This is a genomic window from Streptomyces pyxinicus, from assembly GCF_024753135.1.
Lineage (GTDB): Bacteria > Actinomycetota > Actinomycetes > Streptomycetales > Streptomycetaceae > Streptomyces > Streptomyces pyxinicus.
This window is the reverse complement of record NZ_JANUGP010000012.1, coordinates 1-16,031: the sequence shown is the minus strand read 5'-3', so window position 1 is coordinate 16,031 and position 16,031 is coordinate 1. Positions and strand designations below refer to the sequence as shown.

The following is a 16,031-nucleotide window of genomic DNA, read 5'->3' as shown; positions in this document are numbered from 1 at the left end:
GAGGGGCCCGGTCCGACGTACGGCGAGAGGATTCGTGATGCGTTCCACCCAGGCGATCGGCCGCCCACCGGCGGACGCGCACCACCGCATGCCGGCCGGGGCAGGCCCCCGAGGCGGCGGGCAGCCGGCCGTCCCGCCGGACACCTTCGCCGTGGACGCCGACGTCCCCGGCGCCGTGGTACGCGAACTGCGCGCCCTGCTCGCCGAGCGCCTGGCCGCCGGCCACGCGCTGGAACCGGTGTTCGCCGAGGACATCGCCGAACGCGTCGCCCGCTTCACGCTGGCCGGCGGACGCCGCATCCGCCCACGGCTGCTGTGGTGGTCCCTGCGGGCCTGCGGCGGGGGAGAGACGGCCCAGGCACGCGCGGCGCTGCGGGTGATGGCGGCACTCGAACTCATCCAGACCTGCGCCCTGGTCCACGACGACCTGATGGACCGGGCGGCCACCCGGCGCGGCGCACCGGCGCTGCACGCCGACGTGGCCGAGCAGTACACCGGTACGGCGTCGCCGCCCCGGGCACGGTGGCTCGGCGCGTCCGCCGCCACGCTCGCCGGGGACCTCGCGCTCGCCTGGGCGGACGACGTGCTGACCGAGGTGCTGCTGGACTCCGGGCTCCCCGGGGGCACCGCACACCGGCTCCAGCGGGCGTGGCGCACCCTGCGCACCGAGATGGTCGCCGGGCAGTACCTCGACGTGCAGGGCCAGGCCGCCGGGGTGCGCACCCTCGCCCGGTCGATCCGCGCCGCCTGCCTCAAGAGCGCCCGCTACACGGTGCAACGGCCGCTGGAACTGGGCGCGGTGCTCGCCGGCGCCGACCCGTCCACCACCGAGGCCCTCGGCCGGGCGGGGCGCGACGCCGGCCTCGCCTTCCAACTGCGCGACGACCTGGACGACCTCTTCGCCGACCCCCGGAGCACCGGCAAACCGTCCGGCGGGGACGTACGCGAGGGCAAGCCCGCCTACCCGCCGGCGGCGGCCCGGGCCCTCGCGACCGCGGCCGGTGACCGGCACGCGCTCGACGTCCTGGACCGCGCGGAGGGCCGCGCCGACCTCACCGAGCGCGAACTGGCCGAGGTACGCAGGGTCCTCGTCGACACCGGCGCCCGCGACCTCGTGGAGACCCGCATCAACCGGCTCACCGCACAGTCCCTGCGCCGGCTCGACGCCACCGCCCTCGAACCCCGGGCCGCGGCCCGCCTGCGCGCCCTGCTGACCGAGGTCACCGGGGCGCCCGGACACCCGCCGGAGCCGGGCGGCCCACGCGGGCAGCGGTCCGGGTCTGCCGGTTCGTCCGGATGCCGGTCCGAGTCGGGTGGGTCGGCTGGTGGCCGGTCTGAGTCGGGTGGGTCGGCTGGTGGCCGGTCTGAATCGGTCGGTTCGTATGGGCCCGGGTCTGAGTCGGTGGGTCCGTCTGGGCCCCGGTTCGAGTCGGTCGGCTCGCCGGGACAGCGGTTGGAGCAGGCGGGTCCGTCCGGGTCCCGGTCCGAGTCGGTCGGTCCGTCCGGATGCCGGTCCGAGTCGGCTGGTCCGTCCGGGTCTTTGCCGGAATCGGTCGGTCCGTCCGGACACCGGTCCGAGTCGGCTGGTCCGTCCGGGCCTTTGCCGGAATTGGTCGGTCCGTCCGGGCACCTGCCCGAGCCGGCCGGCCCGCCGGGATACCCGTCGGAGCAGGCTGCTCCGTCCGGGCACCGACCCGAACCAGTGGGTTCGCCAGAACACCGGCCCGAACCGGTCGGGCCGCCCCGACACCCGGCAGCGGCCGACGGCCCGACCCCGGTCACGCCCCTGCCCGCCGACGGAGCGGAGGCGGGCCGGTGAGCAGGACCATCCCGGGACCCACCGACCACGTGGTGGTCGTCGGCGCCGGACTGGCCGGCCTGTCCGCCGCCCTGCACCTGCTCGGCGCCGGCCGTCGCGTCACCGTGGTCGAACGCGACCCGGGACCCGGCGGCCGGGCCGGCCGGCTGGACCTCGGCGGGTACCGCGTCGACACCGGCCCCACCGTCCTCACCATGCCGGAGATCGCCGACGAGGCGTTCGCCGCGGTCGGCACCTCGCTGCGTGAACGCGTCGAGCTGATCGCCCTGCACCCCGCCTACCGGGCCCGTTTCGCCGACGGCAGCACCCTCGACGTGCACACCGACCCCGAGGCGATGGAGGCGGAGGTAGAACGCTTCGCGGGCGCCGCCGACGCCGCCGGCTACCGGCGGCTGCGGCACTGGCTGCACCAGCTGTACCGCGCGGAACGGGGCCGCTTCCTCGACGCCGACTTCGACAGCCCCCGGCAACTGCTCACCCCCGGTCTGCTGCGGCTCGCCGCGCTCGGCGGCTTCGGCCGCTGGGAGGCCGGCGTCGCCCGGCACCTGCGCGACGAGCGGCTGCGCCGGGTCTTCACCTTCCAGGCCCTGTACGCGGGCGTCCCGCCCGAACGCGCCCTGGCCGCCTACGCGGTGATCGCCTACATGGACACCGTCGCCGGCGTCCACTTCCCGCGCGGCGGCATGCACGCCCTGCCCCGGGCGATGGCCGACGCGGCGCGAGAGGCGGGCGCGGACTTCCACTACGGGCAGCGCGTGACCCGCCTGGAACGGTCCGGGGACCGCGTCACCGCCGTTGTCACCGACGCCGAACGCATCCCCTGCGACGCCGTGGTCCTCACCCCCGACCTGCCGGTCACCTACCGCCTGCTGGGCCGCACCCCGCGCCGCCCGGCCCGGCTGCGGCACGCCCCCTCGGCGGTGGTCCTGCACGCCGGCTGCGACCGCACCTGGCCCGAACTGGCCCACCACACCCTGTCCTTCGGCCACGCCTGGCGGGACACGTTCCGCCAGCTGACCCATGACGGCGAGCTGATGTCCGACCCCTCCCTGCTGATCACCAGGCCCACCGCCACCGACCCCGCCCTGGCCCCGCCGGGCCGCCACCTGCACTACGTCCTCGCCCCCTGCCCCAACACCGACATCGGCCCCGCCACCACCGACTGGACCGCGCTCGGCCCCCGCTACCGGGACAGCCTGCTGCGCGAACTCGACCGCCGGGGACTCACCGGCATCGCCTCGGCCATCGAACACGAGTGCCTGGTGACCCCCGCCGACTGGGCCGCCCAGGGCCACGCGGCCGGCACGCCCTTCTCCGCCGCGCACACCTTCGCCCAGACCGGCCCCTTCCGCCCGCGCAACCTGGTACGCGGCACCGCCAACGCCGTCCTCGCCGGCTGCGGCACCACCCCCGGCGTCGGAGTGCCGCCCGTGCTGCTGTCCGGCAAGCTGGCCGCCGCCCGCGTCACCGGCACCGGGCGCCCCCGCGCCGTACCCGCCGTCACGGGTACCTCCCGTCCCGCGGAAGGAGCCCGCACGTGACCGACCGCGAACTCGACGCCGCCGGCATCACCGACCCGCGGCTGCGCGCCGCCTACACCCACTGCCGCGCGCTCAACGCCCGGCACGGCCGCACCTACTTCCTCGCCACCCGCCTGCTGCCCCCGGCCCGGCGCCCCGCCGTACACGCCCTGTACGGCTTCGCCCGCTGGGCCGACGACATCGTGGACGCGCTCGACGGCACCCCCGGCGCACCGGCCGGGGACGAGACGCTCCGGCGGACCGCCGCGCTGGACCGGCTGAGCGGCGACCTGACCCGGGGGCTGGCCGGCGGGCCCGGCGCCGCGCCGGTGGTCAGGGCCCTGGCCGACACCAGCGAGCGGTACGCCGTCGACCACCGCCACTTCACCGACTTCCTCGCGGCCATGCGCAGCGACCTGACCGTCACCGAGTACGCGGACTACGGCGCGCTGCGCGGCTACATGCACGGCTCGGCCGCGGTGATCGGCCTCCAGATGCTCCCCGTCCTCGGTACCGTCGTCCCCCGCGAGGAGGCCGCCCCCTACGCCGCCGAACTCGGCGTCGCCTTCCAGCTGACCAACTTCCTGCGCGACGTCGGCGAGGACCTCGACCGGGGCCGGATCTACCTGCCGCAGGATCTGCTCGCCGCGCACGGGGTCGACCGGGACCTGCTGCGCCACTGCCGCGACACCGGCCGCGACGACCGCCGGATCACCGCGGCCCTGCGCGCGTTCGGCTCGCTCACCCGGGACGCCTACCGGCGCGCGGCCCCCGGCGTCCCGATGCTCGACCCGGTCGCCCGGCCCTGCATCCGCACCGCGTTCGTGCTCTACGGCGGCATCCTCGACGCCGTCGCCGCCGACGGCTGGGCGGCGCTGCACCGCAGGGCCGCGGTGCCCCGCAGGCGCCGCGCGCTCGTCGCCGCCGACGGACTGCTCCGGGTCACCGCAGCCCGCCTCGCCGCCCGCCGCACGCCCCCGGACACCCCCACCCCGACCCCGCGCCCGACCACCCCCTTGAAGGAGGCCGCGTGACCTTCCAGCCCCCGCCCCGGCTGCGGCTGCGCCGTGCCCCTGTCGACTGGGTGCGGCAGCGGCCGATTCGGCGTGCGGCCCGGCCAGGGCTGATCGCCGATGCCGTGACAGGGGCGGGAGCCCGGCTCACCGGCGGGCGGACCCCCGCCCCGACCACCCCCTTGAAGGAGGCCACGTGACCTACCAGCCCCCGCCCCGGCGCGCCCGCCTGCCCCTGCGGCTGCGCCGGGACCCCGTCGACTGGGCGCGGCAGCGGCCGACCTGGCGTGCGGCCCGGCCCGCGCTGATCGCCGACGCCCTCAAGCGGGCGGGGGCCCGGCCGACCGGTAACTGGTACGTCGTCGGCGCCTCGCGCGAGCTGCGCGCCGACCGGCCGCTCGCCCGGACCGTCGGCGGCCGGGAGGTGGTCGTCTGGCGCGACCCGGGAGGCCGTCTCGTCGCCGGACCCGGTGTCTGCCCGCACCTCGGCGCGCCGCTCGGCGAGAGCCCGGTGCGGTGCGGCACCCTCGTCTGCCACTGGCACGGACTCGCCCTGGACGGCGGGCCGTTCGCCGGCTGGGAACCCTGGCCCGCCCACGACGACGGGGTACTGGTGTGGGTACGCCTCGACGCCGTCGGGGGCGAGGCGCCGACCCACCTGCCCACGGTGCCCGGGCGTCCGGCGGCGGCCGGCGCGCTGGCCGCCGTGTACACCGGTACGGGCGTCTGCGAACCGGAGGACGTCGTCGCCAACCGCCTGGACCCCTGGCACGGGTCCTGGTTCCACCCGTACTCCTTCGTCGACCTGACGGTCCTCGGCACCCCGGAAGCCGGCGACGGACATGACGCGTTCACCGTCGACGTCTCCTTCAAGGTCGCCGGCCGGCTGGTGGTCCCGGTCCGGGCGGAGTTCACGGCACCCGGCCCCCGTACGGTCGTCATGCGCATCACCGACGGCGAGGGCGCGGGCTCCGTGGTGGAGACCCACGCGACACCCCTGGGGCCCGACGCCCTGGGCAGGCCGCGCACGGCGGTGGTAGAAGCCGTCGTGGCCACCTCCGGACGCCCCGGCTTCGCCCTCGCCCGCCGCGCCGCCCCGCTGCTGCGCCCCCTGGTCCGCTACACCTCGGGCCGCCTGTGGCGCGACGACCTCGCGTACGCCGAACGCCGCTGGACCCTGCGCTCCACGGGCCGCTTCCCGGGCTGAGAGGGCGCACGTCCCGGAGCGGAGGGAGTGCCGGTAGCTGAGGGACGTCGAAACGTGCGGGAACCCGGCGTCCTCAGTCCCGACCCGGCGACGGACGTCGTACCGCGCCGTCCGCTCCGGACAGCGTGCTCAGCGTGCGGACGGCCTCCGCGAGGCCCGTGCAGCGCAGGAAGCCCTCGGCCGTCCGGCGGCTCCAGCCGGGGCCCGCCGGGAGGACCAGCGGCCGTCGGCGCGCACCGGCCGGGCCCCAGCGCAGGTCGCCGACGTGCCGGGCCAGCGGCATGGACGCCGTCGAACGGCTCTGCGCCCACAGCACGACGGCGGCCGGACCGGTGCGCCGGACACACGCCAGCAACGCCTCCACCGGGACGGCGGCGCCCAGCATCCGCGTCGGCACGCCCTGCCCCTCCAGTGCCGCTTCGAGCGCCTCCAACGGCAGCGAGTGCTGCTCGCCGGGCACACAGGCCAGCACCACCGGGTCGCCGCCCACGGGATCCGCCGCGTGCGGCAGCACCAGGTTCGCCCGGCGCAGGGTGGTGGAGATCTGCCAGGACAGCAGGTGCTCCACCTCCACGTAACGGTCCCCGGACGACTCCCACTTGCGGCCCACGGCCCGCAACGTCGGCACCATCACCTCCTCCCACGCCCCGATCAGCCCGTGCTGCCCGACCGCGTCCAGCAGCCGGCTCGCCAGCTCCGGGGCGTCCAGACGCACCGCGGCCCGCGCCAGCCCCCGGCACTCCTGGCGCACGTCGCCCAGCGGCAGCCCACCGCCCGGGCCACCGCGCCGGGGCGTGACGCCGGCCGGCACCGCCGCCGCCCGGGGCACCGGGGAAGCAGCCGAAACGCGCTCGCCGTGCGTGAGGCGGGCCACCCGGGCCGCCTCTGCCGGAGGCGCGCCGGCCGCCGCCAGCCGGCACATCTCCTCCACCATTGCCACGTCCCGCGGGCTCCACCGCCGGTGCCGGCCCTCCGCGCGCGAGGCCGGGCCCAGCCCGTAACGCCGGTCCCAGGAACGGAGCGTGGTGGGGGAGACCCCCAGGCGCCGGGCCACCGCGCCCGTGGTCAGACCGGCCTGCGGCGCCAGGCCCTCCTTGTCCGCTCCGTCACCTGCGTAGCCCACACGCACCTCCGTACCCCACACGCTCCACGGTATCCGATGCGTAATCGATGCGAGTTGTCGACGGCTTCGGCGCCGCCGCAGGCTGAACGCACCGGACGGCGGCACGTCCGCCGCCGCACCGGCGACGCCATCCCGGCTCAGGAGGAAGCACGTGGTCATGGACCGTTCCCCGGCCGCACCGACGACCGTCACCGGGTCCCCCTCCGGCCCGTGCCCCACGCCGGCGGGCGCCGACGACGCGACCTGGTCCGCGCTGCACCGGCAGTGGGGCGGGCTGGTCCACGGACTGGCCCATCAGGCGCTCGGTGACCCCCGCGAGGCGGAGGACGTGGCGCAACAGGTGTTCACGGACGCCTGGCGCGGCCGGCACACCTACGTCGCCGAGCGGGGCACTCCGGCCGCCTGGCTCGTCGGCATCACCCGGCGCAAGGTGGCCGACGCGCTGGCCGCCCGGGCCCGCCGCGCCCGGCTCGTCGCCGCGGCCGGCGAACAGGCCGCCGTGCGGGTCCCCGAGGACGGGGGCGATCCCGACGCCGCCCTGGACCGGCTCGTCGTGGGCCGGGCGCTGGGACGGCTCACCGCGCAGCAGCGCGAGGTGCTGCACCTCGCCTACTACGAGGACCTGACCCAGGCGCAGATCGCCCGCGTCACCGGCTGGCCGCTCGGCACCGTCAAGAGCCACACCCGGCGCGGTCTCGACCGGCTGCGCGGCTGCCTGGCGGACGAGGGCGTCGCCGTGGCCTGACGCGCGGAACCGATGCGACAACGGTGACGCCGGGGCGGTCGGACCGTACGGGCGAACGCGCCCGCGGTGGAGCCTCCCCCGTGGGCGGGCTCGCCCCGCGCGACCGAAGAGTGACAGGATGACGCAATGCAGTGGGAGTCAGGGACCGTCGTGCGGGTCATCCGGCACGAACGCGTCTTCGAGGTCACCGTGCGCGGTGAGATGGACTACGACGAGAGCGACCTGCTCGGCGCCGCGTGGGACGAGGCGGACGAGCACGCCCTGCCCGTCACGGTGGTCGACCTGACGCTGCTCACGTTCGGCGACAGCCAGCTGCTGCGCTCGCTCCTCGACGCGCACCAGCGCCACCGGGCGACCGACCGGGCCTTCGTCCTCCTCGGCCCGCTGCACGAGTCCGTCACCCGGCTGCTCACCATCAGCGGCACCTACGACCACTTCACCATCACCGAGTCCCGTGACGCGGCCCTGCGCAGCGCCGGTGGCTGACGACCCGGACCTCGATCCCGAGGGCACGACCGCCGCGCCAGGACCCGGCATGGACTCCGTGAAGCCGGGTACGAACCACCAGGTGAACGTAGTGCACACGGCCTGTACGGCGTCCGGTGCCCGCACGGGCGGCGCGGACACCGCGGGCCCCGCACCACTCCGGGCCGACGTGACACTCGACGGAGGCGTCGGCTGTATCGCCGAGTCCCGGCGCCATACCGAGCGGTTCCTCACCCGCGCCCAGGTCGAACACGGCGTCCCGGTGTCCGAGCGAGCGCACGACGTCTCCAAGCTGGTCGTCAGCGAACTGGTCACCAACGCCTGCAAGTACGCCCCCGGACCCATCGGCCTGCGGCTGCGCGTCGTCGGCACGCAGGTGGAGCTGTCCGTCCAGGATCGCGAGATCCTGCTGCCGGCACCCCGTGGCGCCGACCCCGACCGCGTCGGCCGGCACGGTCTGGAGATCGTCCTCGCCGTCACCGAGTCCTTCGCGGTGACGCGTGAGCCGCGCGGCAAGAGGGTCACCGTCCGTATCGCGCTCACCGACGACGCGGCAGCCCGCTAGCGCCCACTCCGCCTCTGCCCCGGCCCGCCCCCGCCGTCCGGGCGCCTCCCTGTGCCCTGCGGGCGGCTCATCCACCGGACCTCGGCCCCGCACATCCCTACTGTTGCCGTTTGACAACTATGGCCGCCAGGCAACAAAGTAGCCTTGTCCAACGTGCGCGGGGAGGAACTGGGATGCTCCGGTCAGCGGAGGCCGCTCCGTGTGCGGGCGACGGCCGGCAGGTGGTGTCGGTGACGAGCGGGACGGCTCAGGCGGTCCGGGAACCGGAACCCTGCGCGTCGTCGTGTATCTGCGCGGCGGCCACGGCGCAGAACGCCTCCAGCCCCTCCGCGAGCGCGGCCCGCTTGGCCGCCGGCATCAGGTCCAGGACCGCCCGCAGTTCCGCCTCGCGCCGCGCCCGCAGGTCGGCGAGGAACGCACGCCCCCGCACGCTCAGCCGCAGCCGCACCTCGCGCCGGTCCTCCGGACTGCTCTCGCGGTCCACGAAGCCGATCGCCTGGAGCCGGTCGAACAGCCGGCTGGTCGCCGGCGGCGTCGAGGCGAGGGACTCGGCGAGCGTGCGCATGTTGATGCCGTCGTGGTGCTCCAGGATGTGCAGGAGGCGCAGCTGGGACGCGGAAGCCGGGGCGGTCGAGGCGCGGCCCCACAGGACTTCCAGCAGCTCCGCGGCCGTGGAGGTCACGCGCGCGATCTCGTCGGGCTCCGGGCGGCGGTGGAAGGCAGTCACGGTCACACTCTCGCAGGTACTGGGGTGTGCGTCAGCGTACTAGGTGCGGGTGCCGCAGACGGAGGTCTCACGCGACCGGCGCGTGGCTCGGGAACAGTCGCCTCGGCAGTGAGGCACACACGTTGTCCTGCGAAAGATTGGTTCGTTTCCCATCGTGAACAGATTCCCCGCCGCCGAACGCGCCCTGCGGGCAGCGGCCCCCCACGAACTGCCCGGCGTGCTGCGCCGCGTACTGACCGACCAGTACGCGGCACAGGCCGTGGAGCTGTTCATGGCGGACTACGGACTGACCGTGCTGCAACCGGTGCCCGGCTCCCAGCCGGCCCCGCAGCCGGTGCCGGTGCACAGCAGTCCGGCAGGGCGCGCGTTCGCCTCCCAGCAGCCCCGCACCGAGAGCGCCCGGGACGGCCGGGTGCTGCTGCACCTCCCGGTCACCGTGCGCGGAGACCGGATCGGCGTGCTGTCCGTGACCCTGCCGGACGAGGACGAGGCCCGTCGGCACGAGGCCGAACTCGCCGAGATCGCCGAGGTGTTGGGGCGCGAGGTGCTCGTCGCCGACCGCGACACCGACCTGTACCGGCGGGCCCGGCGCAGGGACCGGCTCACCCTCGCCGCCGAGATGCAGTGGCAACTGCTCCCGGGCCGCGCGTGCTCGCGCCGGGAGTACGACCTGGCCGCTCAACTGGAGCCCGCCTACGCGGTCTTCGGCGACAACTACGACTGGTCGGCCACCGCCGACCATCTGATGCTCTACGTCACCAACGGCATGGGCGAGGGGATAGAGGCGTCCCTGCTGACGAACCTCGCCATCAACGCCCTGCGCAACGCGCGCCGGGCCGGCATCTCCATCGCGGACCAGGCCGCCCTCGCCGACCAGGCCGTGTACGCCCACTACCGGGGCCGCTGCTACCTGTCCGTCCTGATGTTCGACTTCGACCTGGACACCGGCCGGGTGAGCGTGGTCGACGCCGGCTCGCCCCGGCTGCTGCGGCTGCGCGGCGGTGCCGTGGAGCGGGTCGCCTTCGACGCCCAGCTGCCGCTCGGCATGTTCGAGGAGACCGACTACGTGGCACAGGAGTTCCACGTCGAGCCCGGCGACCGGCTCGTCTTCGTCAGCGACGGCGTGCACGCCGCGGCCTCCCCCAAGGGCGAGGAGTACGGCGAGGCCGCGCTCGCCCGGGCCCTCCAGGCCACCCGTCTGCTGCCCGCGGCGGAGGTGCCCGGCGCCATCCTGCGCGAGCTGACCAGCCATCGCGGCGCGGCCGCGCCCGAGGACGACGCGCTCGTCGTCTGCCTGGACTGGCGAGGGAGGCCGGACGGCGGCTGACCGGCCGGCCGGCGGGTGACCGGACGGCGGTCCGGAGCGGGCCGCGGTGCGGGGGCCCGCGTTACTGTGGAGGCCGTCGAGTGGAGAGGGTGGACGCAGTGGAAGCCTCCGACGCCTGGCGCTCCGCGGAGAGCCGCCTGCGCGCGGTACCTCCTCACGCACTCGTCGCCACCGCCTGCGATCTGCTGGCCGGTCTCGTCGGCGCCCAGGACATCACCCTCCTCATGGCCGACTACGGGCAGACCGTCCTGCAACCGGTGACGGACCGGCCCCGCGCTGGGCCTCCCGTGCCCGCCCACGAAGGCCCCCTCGGTGTCGCCTTCGACGGCCAGAGCCCGGTGGTGGAGCCCCTCGGCGACGACTCCTGCCAGGTGCACCTGCCGCTCGGCGTCCGCGGCGACCGGCTCGGCATCCTCACCGTGCGGCTGCCCGCCGACCTGGCGAGCCCCGCCACCGTCCTGCGGCTCCACGACCTGGCCGGCGCCCTGGCCCGCGAGGTGACCACCGCCGACCGCGACACCGACCTGTTCCTCAAGGCCCGCCGCACCCGCCGCCTCACGCTCGCCGCCGAGATGCAGTGGCAGCTGCTGCCCGGACACGGCTGCGCCCGCGCCGAGTACGTGATCGGCGCACACCTGGAGCCCGCGTACGCCGTCGGCGGGGACAACTTCGACTGGTCCGCCGACGCCGACCGTCTCGTCCTCACCCTCACCGACGGCATGGGGCAGGGGATGGGTGCCTCCCAGCTGACCAGTCTCGCCGTGGGCGCCCTGCGCAACGCCCGGCGCGGCGGGGTGAGCCTCGCCGACCAGGCCGCCCTCGCCGACCAGGCCGTCTACGCCCAGTACGGCGGCCAGGCCTACGCGCCGACGCTGCTGCTCGGCTTCGACCTGGACACCGGCACCGTGCAGGCCGTCGACGCCGGCTCCCCGCAGCTCTTCCTGCTGCGGGGGGAGCGGGCCGAGCGGATCGCACTGGACGCCCAGCTCCCGCTCGGCATGTTCGAGGAGACGGCGTACGAGGCCGAGACCTTCCAGCTCCGGCCGGGTGACCGGCTCGTCGTGGTGAGCACGGGCGTGCACGGCGCACGCTCGGCGAGCGGCGAGGTCTTCGGCGAGCGCGGCCTGCACCAGGTGCTCGGCGCCACCCGGGCCGTACCCCCGAACGAGGCGGCGCGTGCCGTCGTCGCCGGCCTGACCGGGCACTTCGGCAGCGAGGAACTGCTGTCGGACGCGGCCGTCGTCTGCCTCGACTGGAAGGGCCGCTGAGACCGGCGCAGCCGTTCGGCACTACGTCCGCCGCGGCGGCCCGGTCTCCCCGCCCGGCCCGTTCCCTGGCTCCCGGCGCTCCTGGGCGCGCAGGAACGTGCCCATGACGCGCACCAGCTCGGCCCGGTCGGTGTCGTCCATCCTGGCCAGCGCGGTGGTGAGGGCCCGTACCCGCTCGGCGGTGACCTCCGTGAGCAGTCGCCGGCCCCGCGCGGTGAGGGTCAGCTTCACCTCGCGGCGTTTGCGGGGATGCAGCACTCTTTCGAGCAGTCCGGCGGCCTCCAGGCGGTCGCACAGCCGGCTCGCCGTGGGCAGGCCGATGTCCATGCGGTCCGCGAGCGCGGTGAGGTTGAGGCCCGGGACGGCCTCCAGGACGCGCAGGCATCTCAGCTGGTGGGGTGACAGGCGCAGGCTCGCCGCCTGAGCGGCGCTGGACCACAGGACCGCGAGACTGTCCACGGCACGGGCGATCTCCAGTGCGGCCGCTTCGGGGCCGTCGTCGCCTGAGCGTGCCGGGTCGTCTCCGTCATCACCGAGACGCGTCACGAGCACATCACTTCGGGGAACCTCTGGGCCGGTCGGACAACAACCTTATGCGAACGCAGTACCCGCCCCCTCGCCGGACAAGCGGTGCCGTCGGGGGACGCGGCACCGCGCACCGGCACGGTCGCGGACACTCACCATGATCCTGCCCCGGGGGTGTCCGGGGAAGGCGGTTTCCCCGAGCCGGTGAGCCGGCCGGCGAAGGGTTCCCGCCCGGCCGTCATCGCGGGTCCGCGTGCACGACCACGGCGTACGAGCCCAGGCCGACGAGGCGTTCCCCGGAAATGTCCCCCAGCGCTGTGTACAGGGTGAGGACGCGGCCTGAGACAGGGTCGAAGGCGACGTCCTTCACCGTACCGTGCTCGGCGCCGTACTCGGTCAGGACCCGGTGACCGACGGCCTCCCGGTGTTCGGGCGCCTCACGCGGCCCCGCCTCCACGGCGGCCCGGGAGCGGACGATCACGGCGTCGCGCCCCACCGAGGCCACCGCGTCCCAGCCGACGACCTCGCACTCCCTGGCCGCCCCGGACAGCCGCAGACAGGCGATGCTCCGGGTGCGGGCGTCGATGGTCAGTTCGCTCACCTTCCCGAGCGCCGAAGCCTCGTCGGCGGTGATCACGGGAAGGCCCCTGGCCTGGGTGAAGAGCATCATGCGCGGCCTCCTTCGTCGAGCGGGGCGGCGTGCGTGCCGCCCGGCCTGCCCTGCGCCTCGAACGCCTCGACCTGACCACCGAAACTGGGCAGGTCCGCGGCGACGAAGTGACTCGCCGAGACGGGGACCACCAGCGCCTCCCCGGAGACGGCCAGCGTCTGGCCGCGCGGGATGAACACCTTGCGCCGTTCGGGATCGAAGTGGGCGTTGGCCGCGACCTCGAAGCCGACCACGCGTCCGCTGGTCCCGGTCTCGACCACCAGGTCGCGCACCGTGCCGATCTCGGTGCCCTCGTCGGTGAGCACCGGGGCGCCGATCACCCCGCCGGACGCCGATCCGCCGGAACGCATGACCGCCTTGCGGTCCTCCAGCACCGCCTCGGACGGGATCATCACGGCCGCGGGTCCCACGGCGTGCACCCCGGAGAACGGCAGGCTCCGCTTCAGCGGTCCGGCCAGCAGGCCCCGGCCGCTCAGGGTGAAGCCGGTGATCCGGCCGGCCCCGGCGTCGAACACGGTGTCCTTGATCCGTGCCACGGCCTCGCCGCTCAGCGTCACGACCTCCCGTTTGGTCAGCTCGGAGGCGAGCGCCAGCCCGGTCACCGGCCGCCTCCCCGTCCGCTCGGGCGGCCCGCCCGCACCGCGATCACCGTCCCGGAACGGCGTTTTGACTGCACCCCCACCGTCACGGCCGAGACCAGCCCCACCACCGCGATCACCGCCACCAGCCAGACCCACCAGGCCATCGCCGCCCTCCTTCGCGGACGTGCTACCGCTTCCTCGGGCTTCCGGTTGCCCGCAGAAGGGCCGGACACGCCTGCGCATCCGGGGAGGTCGAGACACGGTTGAGCCGGCGGCCGACCGGGCACTCGGCGGCGGCACGCGCGGCACGGCACCGAGGGAGCGCGATGAACGAGTACCAGGATGGTCCCGACCGGCGGCACCGCCGCCCCGAGGGCGTCTCGGACAAGACCGTCGAGGCGCTCGGAGCGCTGTCGAAGGCCTGGGAGACCACCGAGCGGGCCCGCGGTCAGCTCTACGGCTTCCACCAGCTCACCGGCGGCGCCGACCTCGAACTCGACCGGGCGGTACGGCTGCTGCGCGAGGCCGGCCACCCCGAATGGGCCGACAAGGTCGAGACCGAGATCCTGGGCCGCAACGTCATCCCCGGCCACTGGACCTTCCAGGTCGTCGAGGCCTACGACGACACGTACTACCGCCCGTTCCGGCAACTGGAGCGCAGCGCGGTGACCGAACTCGCCCAGGGCCGCGACCACCTGTACGAGGCCGAACTCAAGGAAACCCGCCGCACCCCGGGCCACCCCGGCCACACCGCGCGCCCCCCGGCCGCGGGCGACTGACTGCGGGGGCGTCCTCGGCCTCCCGCCCCTCATGGTGGCCGGGGGCCGGCGTGGCCGCGGTGGGGCGTAGCGCTGGGCGGTGCCGGACTCGCCCGCGAGTGGCGTGGTGTGGTGCTGGGACGCGGAGCGCGGGGGCCGGCCTCGCCCAAGCCCGGCCACCGCGCCCCCCCCGGCCGCGGGCGACCGACGGAACGCGGGCGATTGACGGCGGCGGGGGTGCCCTCAGTCCCCGGACCGCGCGGTGGTGTGCAGGTCCTCCAGGGCGTCCAGGACGACGGTGCGGCGGTGCCAGGAGAGCCAGCGGCCGACCGTGGCCGCGGTGTCCCGGAGGGCGTCGTGCCGGGCAGGGGCGAAGTCGCCCGCGAGCGGCGTGGCGTGATGCGAGGAGATCACCGCCAGCAGCGCACCGCGCTCGTCCGGCACCGGTACCCCGTGGCAGGCCCGGCTGCCCGCCTGGAGGATCACCCGCCGGGACACCTCGTCCAGACCGTCGTCCACCGCGACGTCGTGGACGGTGACCTGGCGTCCGTCCCGGGCCGCCGCGGCCCAGGCGGTGCCGGTGAGGTCGACGAAGGCGAAGAAGTCGGCGAAGTCGCCGTCCAGCCCGACCTGCCGCTCCAGGCGCAGCAAGCCGCTCTCGGCGAGCTGCACGGTGCCCCGCTCCGCCCCGGTGACCTCCAGGACCCGGGTGAGACCGGCGGCGAACACCTCGCCCTGCAACGTGGCCGAGGAGCCGTTGTGCCGCACCAGCCGGAGCCCGGTGAGCGGCGGAGCGCTGCCGCGCACCCGGCCGGGGAACCAGCGGAGCGCCCCGGGTGCCGGTCCGGGCACGCGGTCGACGGCGTCGGCGAGGGTGTGGAGCTTGATGTTGTGCGTCTGCGAGCCGCGCTTGAGCAGCTCGAAACCCTCGTCGAGGGTGGAAAGCCGGTACCGTTCCTTCAGGATGCCCTGGGCGGCCGAGACGGCCGAGCGGGCCAGCATCCTGTTGCGCAGCGCGATGTTCTCGCGCCACAGCTGACGTTCGTCGGGCAGTGACGCCCTCGGCTGACCAAGACAAACCGCGCGCGTGCCGGTTTCCTGGCTCACGGAGGATGGCCCCTTTCGCTTGGGTTGGCAGGCTTCGTCTCGCGAGGCATGCGAGAAGGAGTGCCTTGTTTCCCAAGCACTGCCCCGAGTCTAACTCGTTGCCACATGGCAATGAACCGGACGTGGCCGCGGCCGGAGCGTCTCAGCCGCAGGCACGGGCGTACGCGGCGCCCCGCCGGTGATCGTCGGCGATCTGGGCCGCCCGGACGGCCGTGACGACACCGCTCTCCAGGCCGCAACTGCACCGCACCACCGCGCGCCCGGTCGGCTCGTGCTCGACCCAGCCGCCGGGATGGATGCTCTCACGGGTGATGCCCTGGACGAAGGCCGCGTGTTCCACCATGTGCCCATGCTCGCCGCGGAAACGCGTCCTGGCCCGGGGTGATGACGCGAACGGGTGGTGCTCACGGGACTCGGCGGCCGTCGGCGGCGATTTGCTGTAAGTGGCGGGCATGAGGGCAGGATGAGGGGGTAAACGCGCGATCGTCGGCCGTTCGGTGGCCGGCGACTGCGGACGACTCGACTCCGGAAGGGGCACGGCATGGCGCTCACGAGCACGGCGGCGGTGGACACACGGACGGCATCCGGGG

Annotated in this window: 19 protein-coding genes; 11 read left to right on the top strand and 8 right to left on the bottom strand. The window is 75.2% G+C overall.

The window, feature by feature from the left end:
* Window positions 1–37: 37 nt before the first annotated feature.
* The 5 genes from NX794_RS35900 to NX794_RS17670 are packed head-to-tail and all read left to right on the top strand — an operon-like array spanning window position 38 to window position 5,559.
* Window positions 38–1,819: a polyprenyl synthetase family protein gene (locus NX794_RS35900; RefSeq protein ID WP_309506003.1), complete on the top strand. Its 1,782-nt coding sequence runs from the start codon at window positions 38–40 to the stop codon at window positions 1,817–1,819.
* Complete coding sequence (locus NX794_RS17685) at window positions 1,816–3,360, top strand: phytoene desaturase (protein WP_258779515.1); 1,545 nt, start codon at window positions 1,816–1,818, stop codon at window positions 3,358–3,360. Before NX794_RS35900 ends, NX794_RS17685 begins: the two co-directional genes overlap by 4 nt.
* Window positions 3,357–4,373: a phytoene/squalene synthase family protein gene (locus NX794_RS17680; RefSeq protein ID WP_258779514.1), complete on the top strand. Its 1,017-nt coding sequence runs from the start codon at window positions 3,357–3,359 to the stop codon at window positions 4,371–4,373. The genes NX794_RS17685 and NX794_RS17680 overlap by 4 nt, the downstream gene beginning before the upstream one ends.
* Entirely contained in the window at window positions 4,370–4,552 is a 183-nt protein-coding gene (locus NX794_RS17675) for a hypothetical protein (RefSeq protein WP_258779513.1), read from the top strand. Before NX794_RS17680 ends, NX794_RS17675 begins: the two co-directional genes overlap by 4 nt.
* Window positions 4,549–5,559, top strand: coding sequence for a Rieske (2Fe-2S) protein (locus NX794_RS17670; RefSeq protein ID WP_258779512.1), 1,011 nt, complete (start codon window positions 4,549–4,551; stop codon window positions 5,557–5,559). The genes NX794_RS17675 and NX794_RS17670 overlap by 4 nt, the downstream gene beginning before the upstream one ends.
* 73 nt (window positions 5,560–5,632) lie before the next feature.
* Here NX794_RS17670 and NX794_RS17665 read toward each other — a convergent pair whose 3' ends face one another.
* Complete coding sequence (locus NX794_RS17665) at window positions 5,633–6,682, bottom strand: MerR family transcriptional regulator (RefSeq protein ID WP_258779511.1); 1,050 nt, start codon at window positions 6,680–6,682, stop codon at window positions 5,633–5,635.
* 157 nt (window positions 6,683–6,839) lie between these two features.
* On the opposite strand from NX794_RS17665, the gene NX794_RS17660 reads away from it, so the two are divergent.
* The 3 genes from NX794_RS17660 (at window position 6,840) to NX794_RS17650 (ending at window position 8,478) form a co-directional block, all read left to right on the top strand.
* A complete protein-coding gene (locus NX794_RS17660) occupies window positions 6,840–7,427 on the top strand; it encodes an RNA polymerase sigma factor (RefSeq protein WP_258779510.1) in 588 nt (195 codons plus the stop codon).
* Window positions 7,428–7,553: 126 nt separating this feature from the next.
* Complete coding sequence (locus NX794_RS17655) at window positions 7,554–7,913, top strand: STAS domain-containing protein (RefSeq protein WP_258779509.1); 360 nt, start codon at window positions 7,554–7,556, stop codon at window positions 7,911–7,913.
* On the top strand, window positions 7,906–8,478 hold the full coding sequence (locus NX794_RS17650; RefSeq protein WP_309506002.1) for an ATP-binding protein: 573 nt from the start codon (window positions 7,906–7,908) through the stop codon (window positions 8,476–8,478). The genes NX794_RS17655 and NX794_RS17650 overlap by 8 nt, the downstream gene beginning before the upstream one ends.
* Before the next feature lie 247 nt (window positions 8,479–8,725).
* Here NX794_RS17650 and NX794_RS17645 read toward each other — a convergent pair whose 3' ends face one another.
* Window positions 8,726–9,211: a MarR family transcriptional regulator gene (locus tag NX794_RS17645; RefSeq protein ID WP_258779508.1), complete on the bottom strand. Its 486-nt coding sequence runs from the start codon at window positions 9,209–9,211 to the stop codon at window positions 8,726–8,728.
* Between the two features lie 148 nt (window positions 9,212–9,359).
* On the opposite strand from NX794_RS17645, the gene NX794_RS17640 reads away from it, so the two are divergent.
* Both NX794_RS17640 and NX794_RS17635 read left to right on the top strand, forming a co-directional pair.
* Window positions 9,360–10,532: a PP2C family protein-serine/threonine phosphatase gene (locus tag NX794_RS17640; RefSeq protein ID WP_258779507.1), complete on the top strand. Its 1,173-nt coding sequence runs from the start codon at window positions 9,360–9,362 to the stop codon at window positions 10,530–10,532.
* Window positions 10,533–10,621: 89 nt separating this feature from the next.
* Window positions 10,622–11,800 carry a PP2C family protein-serine/threonine phosphatase gene (locus NX794_RS17635; RefSeq protein WP_258779506.1) on the top strand — a complete coding sequence of 393 codons (1,179 nt, stop codon included), beginning with the start codon at window positions 10,622–10,624 and terminating at the stop codon, window positions 11,798–11,800.
* A gap of 21 nt (window positions 11,801–11,821) precedes the next feature.
* Here the strand turns inward: NX794_RS17635 and NX794_RS17630 are convergent, their stop codons facing one another.
* The 4 genes from NX794_RS17630 to NX794_RS17615 all read right to left on the bottom strand — a co-directional run bounded on the left by NX794_RS17630 (window position 11,822) and on the right by NX794_RS17615 (window position 13,740).
* Window positions 11,822–12,346 carry a MarR family winged helix-turn-helix transcriptional regulator gene (locus NX794_RS17630; RefSeq protein WP_258779505.1) on the bottom strand — a complete coding sequence of 175 codons (525 nt, stop codon included), beginning with the start codon at window positions 12,344–12,346 and terminating at the stop codon, window positions 11,822–11,824.
* A gap of 217 nt (window positions 12,347–12,563) precedes the next feature.
* A complete protein-coding gene (locus tag NX794_RS17625) occupies window positions 12,564–12,995 on the bottom strand; it encodes a PRC-barrel domain-containing protein (protein WP_258779504.1) in 432 nt (143 codons plus the stop codon).
* On the bottom strand, window positions 12,992–13,597 hold the full coding sequence (locus tag NX794_RS17620; protein ID WP_258779503.1) for a PRC-barrel domain-containing protein: 606 nt from the start codon (window positions 13,595–13,597) through the stop codon (window positions 12,992–12,994). Before NX794_RS17620 ends, NX794_RS17625 begins: the two co-directional genes overlap by 4 nt.
* Entirely contained in the window at window positions 13,594–13,740 is a 147-nt protein-coding gene (locus NX794_RS17615) for a hypothetical protein (protein WP_258779502.1), read from the bottom strand. The genes NX794_RS17620 and NX794_RS17615 overlap by 4 nt, the downstream gene beginning before the upstream one ends.
* Before the next feature lie 162 nt (window positions 13,741–13,902).
* On the opposite strand from NX794_RS17615, the gene NX794_RS17610 reads away from it, so the two are divergent.
* On the top strand, window positions 13,903–14,355 hold the full coding sequence (locus tag NX794_RS17610) for a hypothetical protein (RefSeq protein WP_258779501.1): 453 nt from the start codon (window positions 13,903–13,905) through the stop codon (window positions 14,353–14,355).
* Window positions 14,356–14,577: 222 nt separating this feature from the next.
* Here the strand turns inward: NX794_RS17610 and NX794_RS17605 are convergent, their stop codons facing one another.
* Together NX794_RS17605 and NX794_RS17600 are read right to left on the bottom strand one after the other, a co-directional pair.
* Entirely contained in the window at window positions 14,578–15,441 is an 864-nt protein-coding gene (locus NX794_RS17605) for an ANTAR domain-containing protein (RefSeq protein ID WP_258779500.1), read from the bottom strand.
* Between the two features lie 142 nt (window positions 15,442–15,583).
* Window positions 15,584–15,784, bottom strand: coding sequence for a hypothetical protein (locus NX794_RS17600; protein ID WP_258779499.1), 201 nt, complete (start codon window positions 15,782–15,784; stop codon window positions 15,584–15,586).
* Window positions 15,785–16,031: the final 247 nt, after the last annotated feature.

What these genes read in the sequence shown, in the direction of transcription:
- NX794_RS35900 (WP_309506003.1), top strand. Translation starts at nt 38, where the DNA reads ATGCGTTCCACCCAGGCGATCGGCCGCCCACCGGCGGACGCGCACCAC.
- NX794_RS17660 (WP_258779510.1), top strand. Translation starts at nt 6,840, where the DNA reads ATGGACCGTTCCCCGGCCGCACCGACGACCGTCACCGGGTCCCCCTCC.
- NX794_RS17655 (WP_258779509.1), top strand. Translation starts at nt 7,554, where the DNA reads ATGCAGTGGGAGTCAGGGACCGTCGTGCGGGTCATCCGGCACGAACGC.
- NX794_RS17625 (WP_258779504.1), bottom strand. Translation starts at nt 12,995, where the DNA reads ATGATGCTCTTCACCCAGGCCAGGGGCCTTCCCGTGATCACCGCCGAC.
- NX794_RS17615 (WP_258779502.1), bottom strand. Translation starts at nt 13,740, where the DNA reads ATGGCCTGGTGGGTCTGGCTGGTGGCGGTGATCGCGGTGGTGGGGCTG.
- NX794_RS17610 (WP_258779501.1), top strand. Translation starts at nt 13,903, where the DNA reads ATGAACGAGTACCAGGATGGTCCCGACCGGCGGCACCGCCGCCCCGAG.
- NX794_RS17600 (WP_258779499.1), bottom strand. Translation starts at nt 15,784, where the DNA reads ATGGTGGAACACGCGGCCTTCGTCCAGGGCATCACCCGTGAGAGCATC.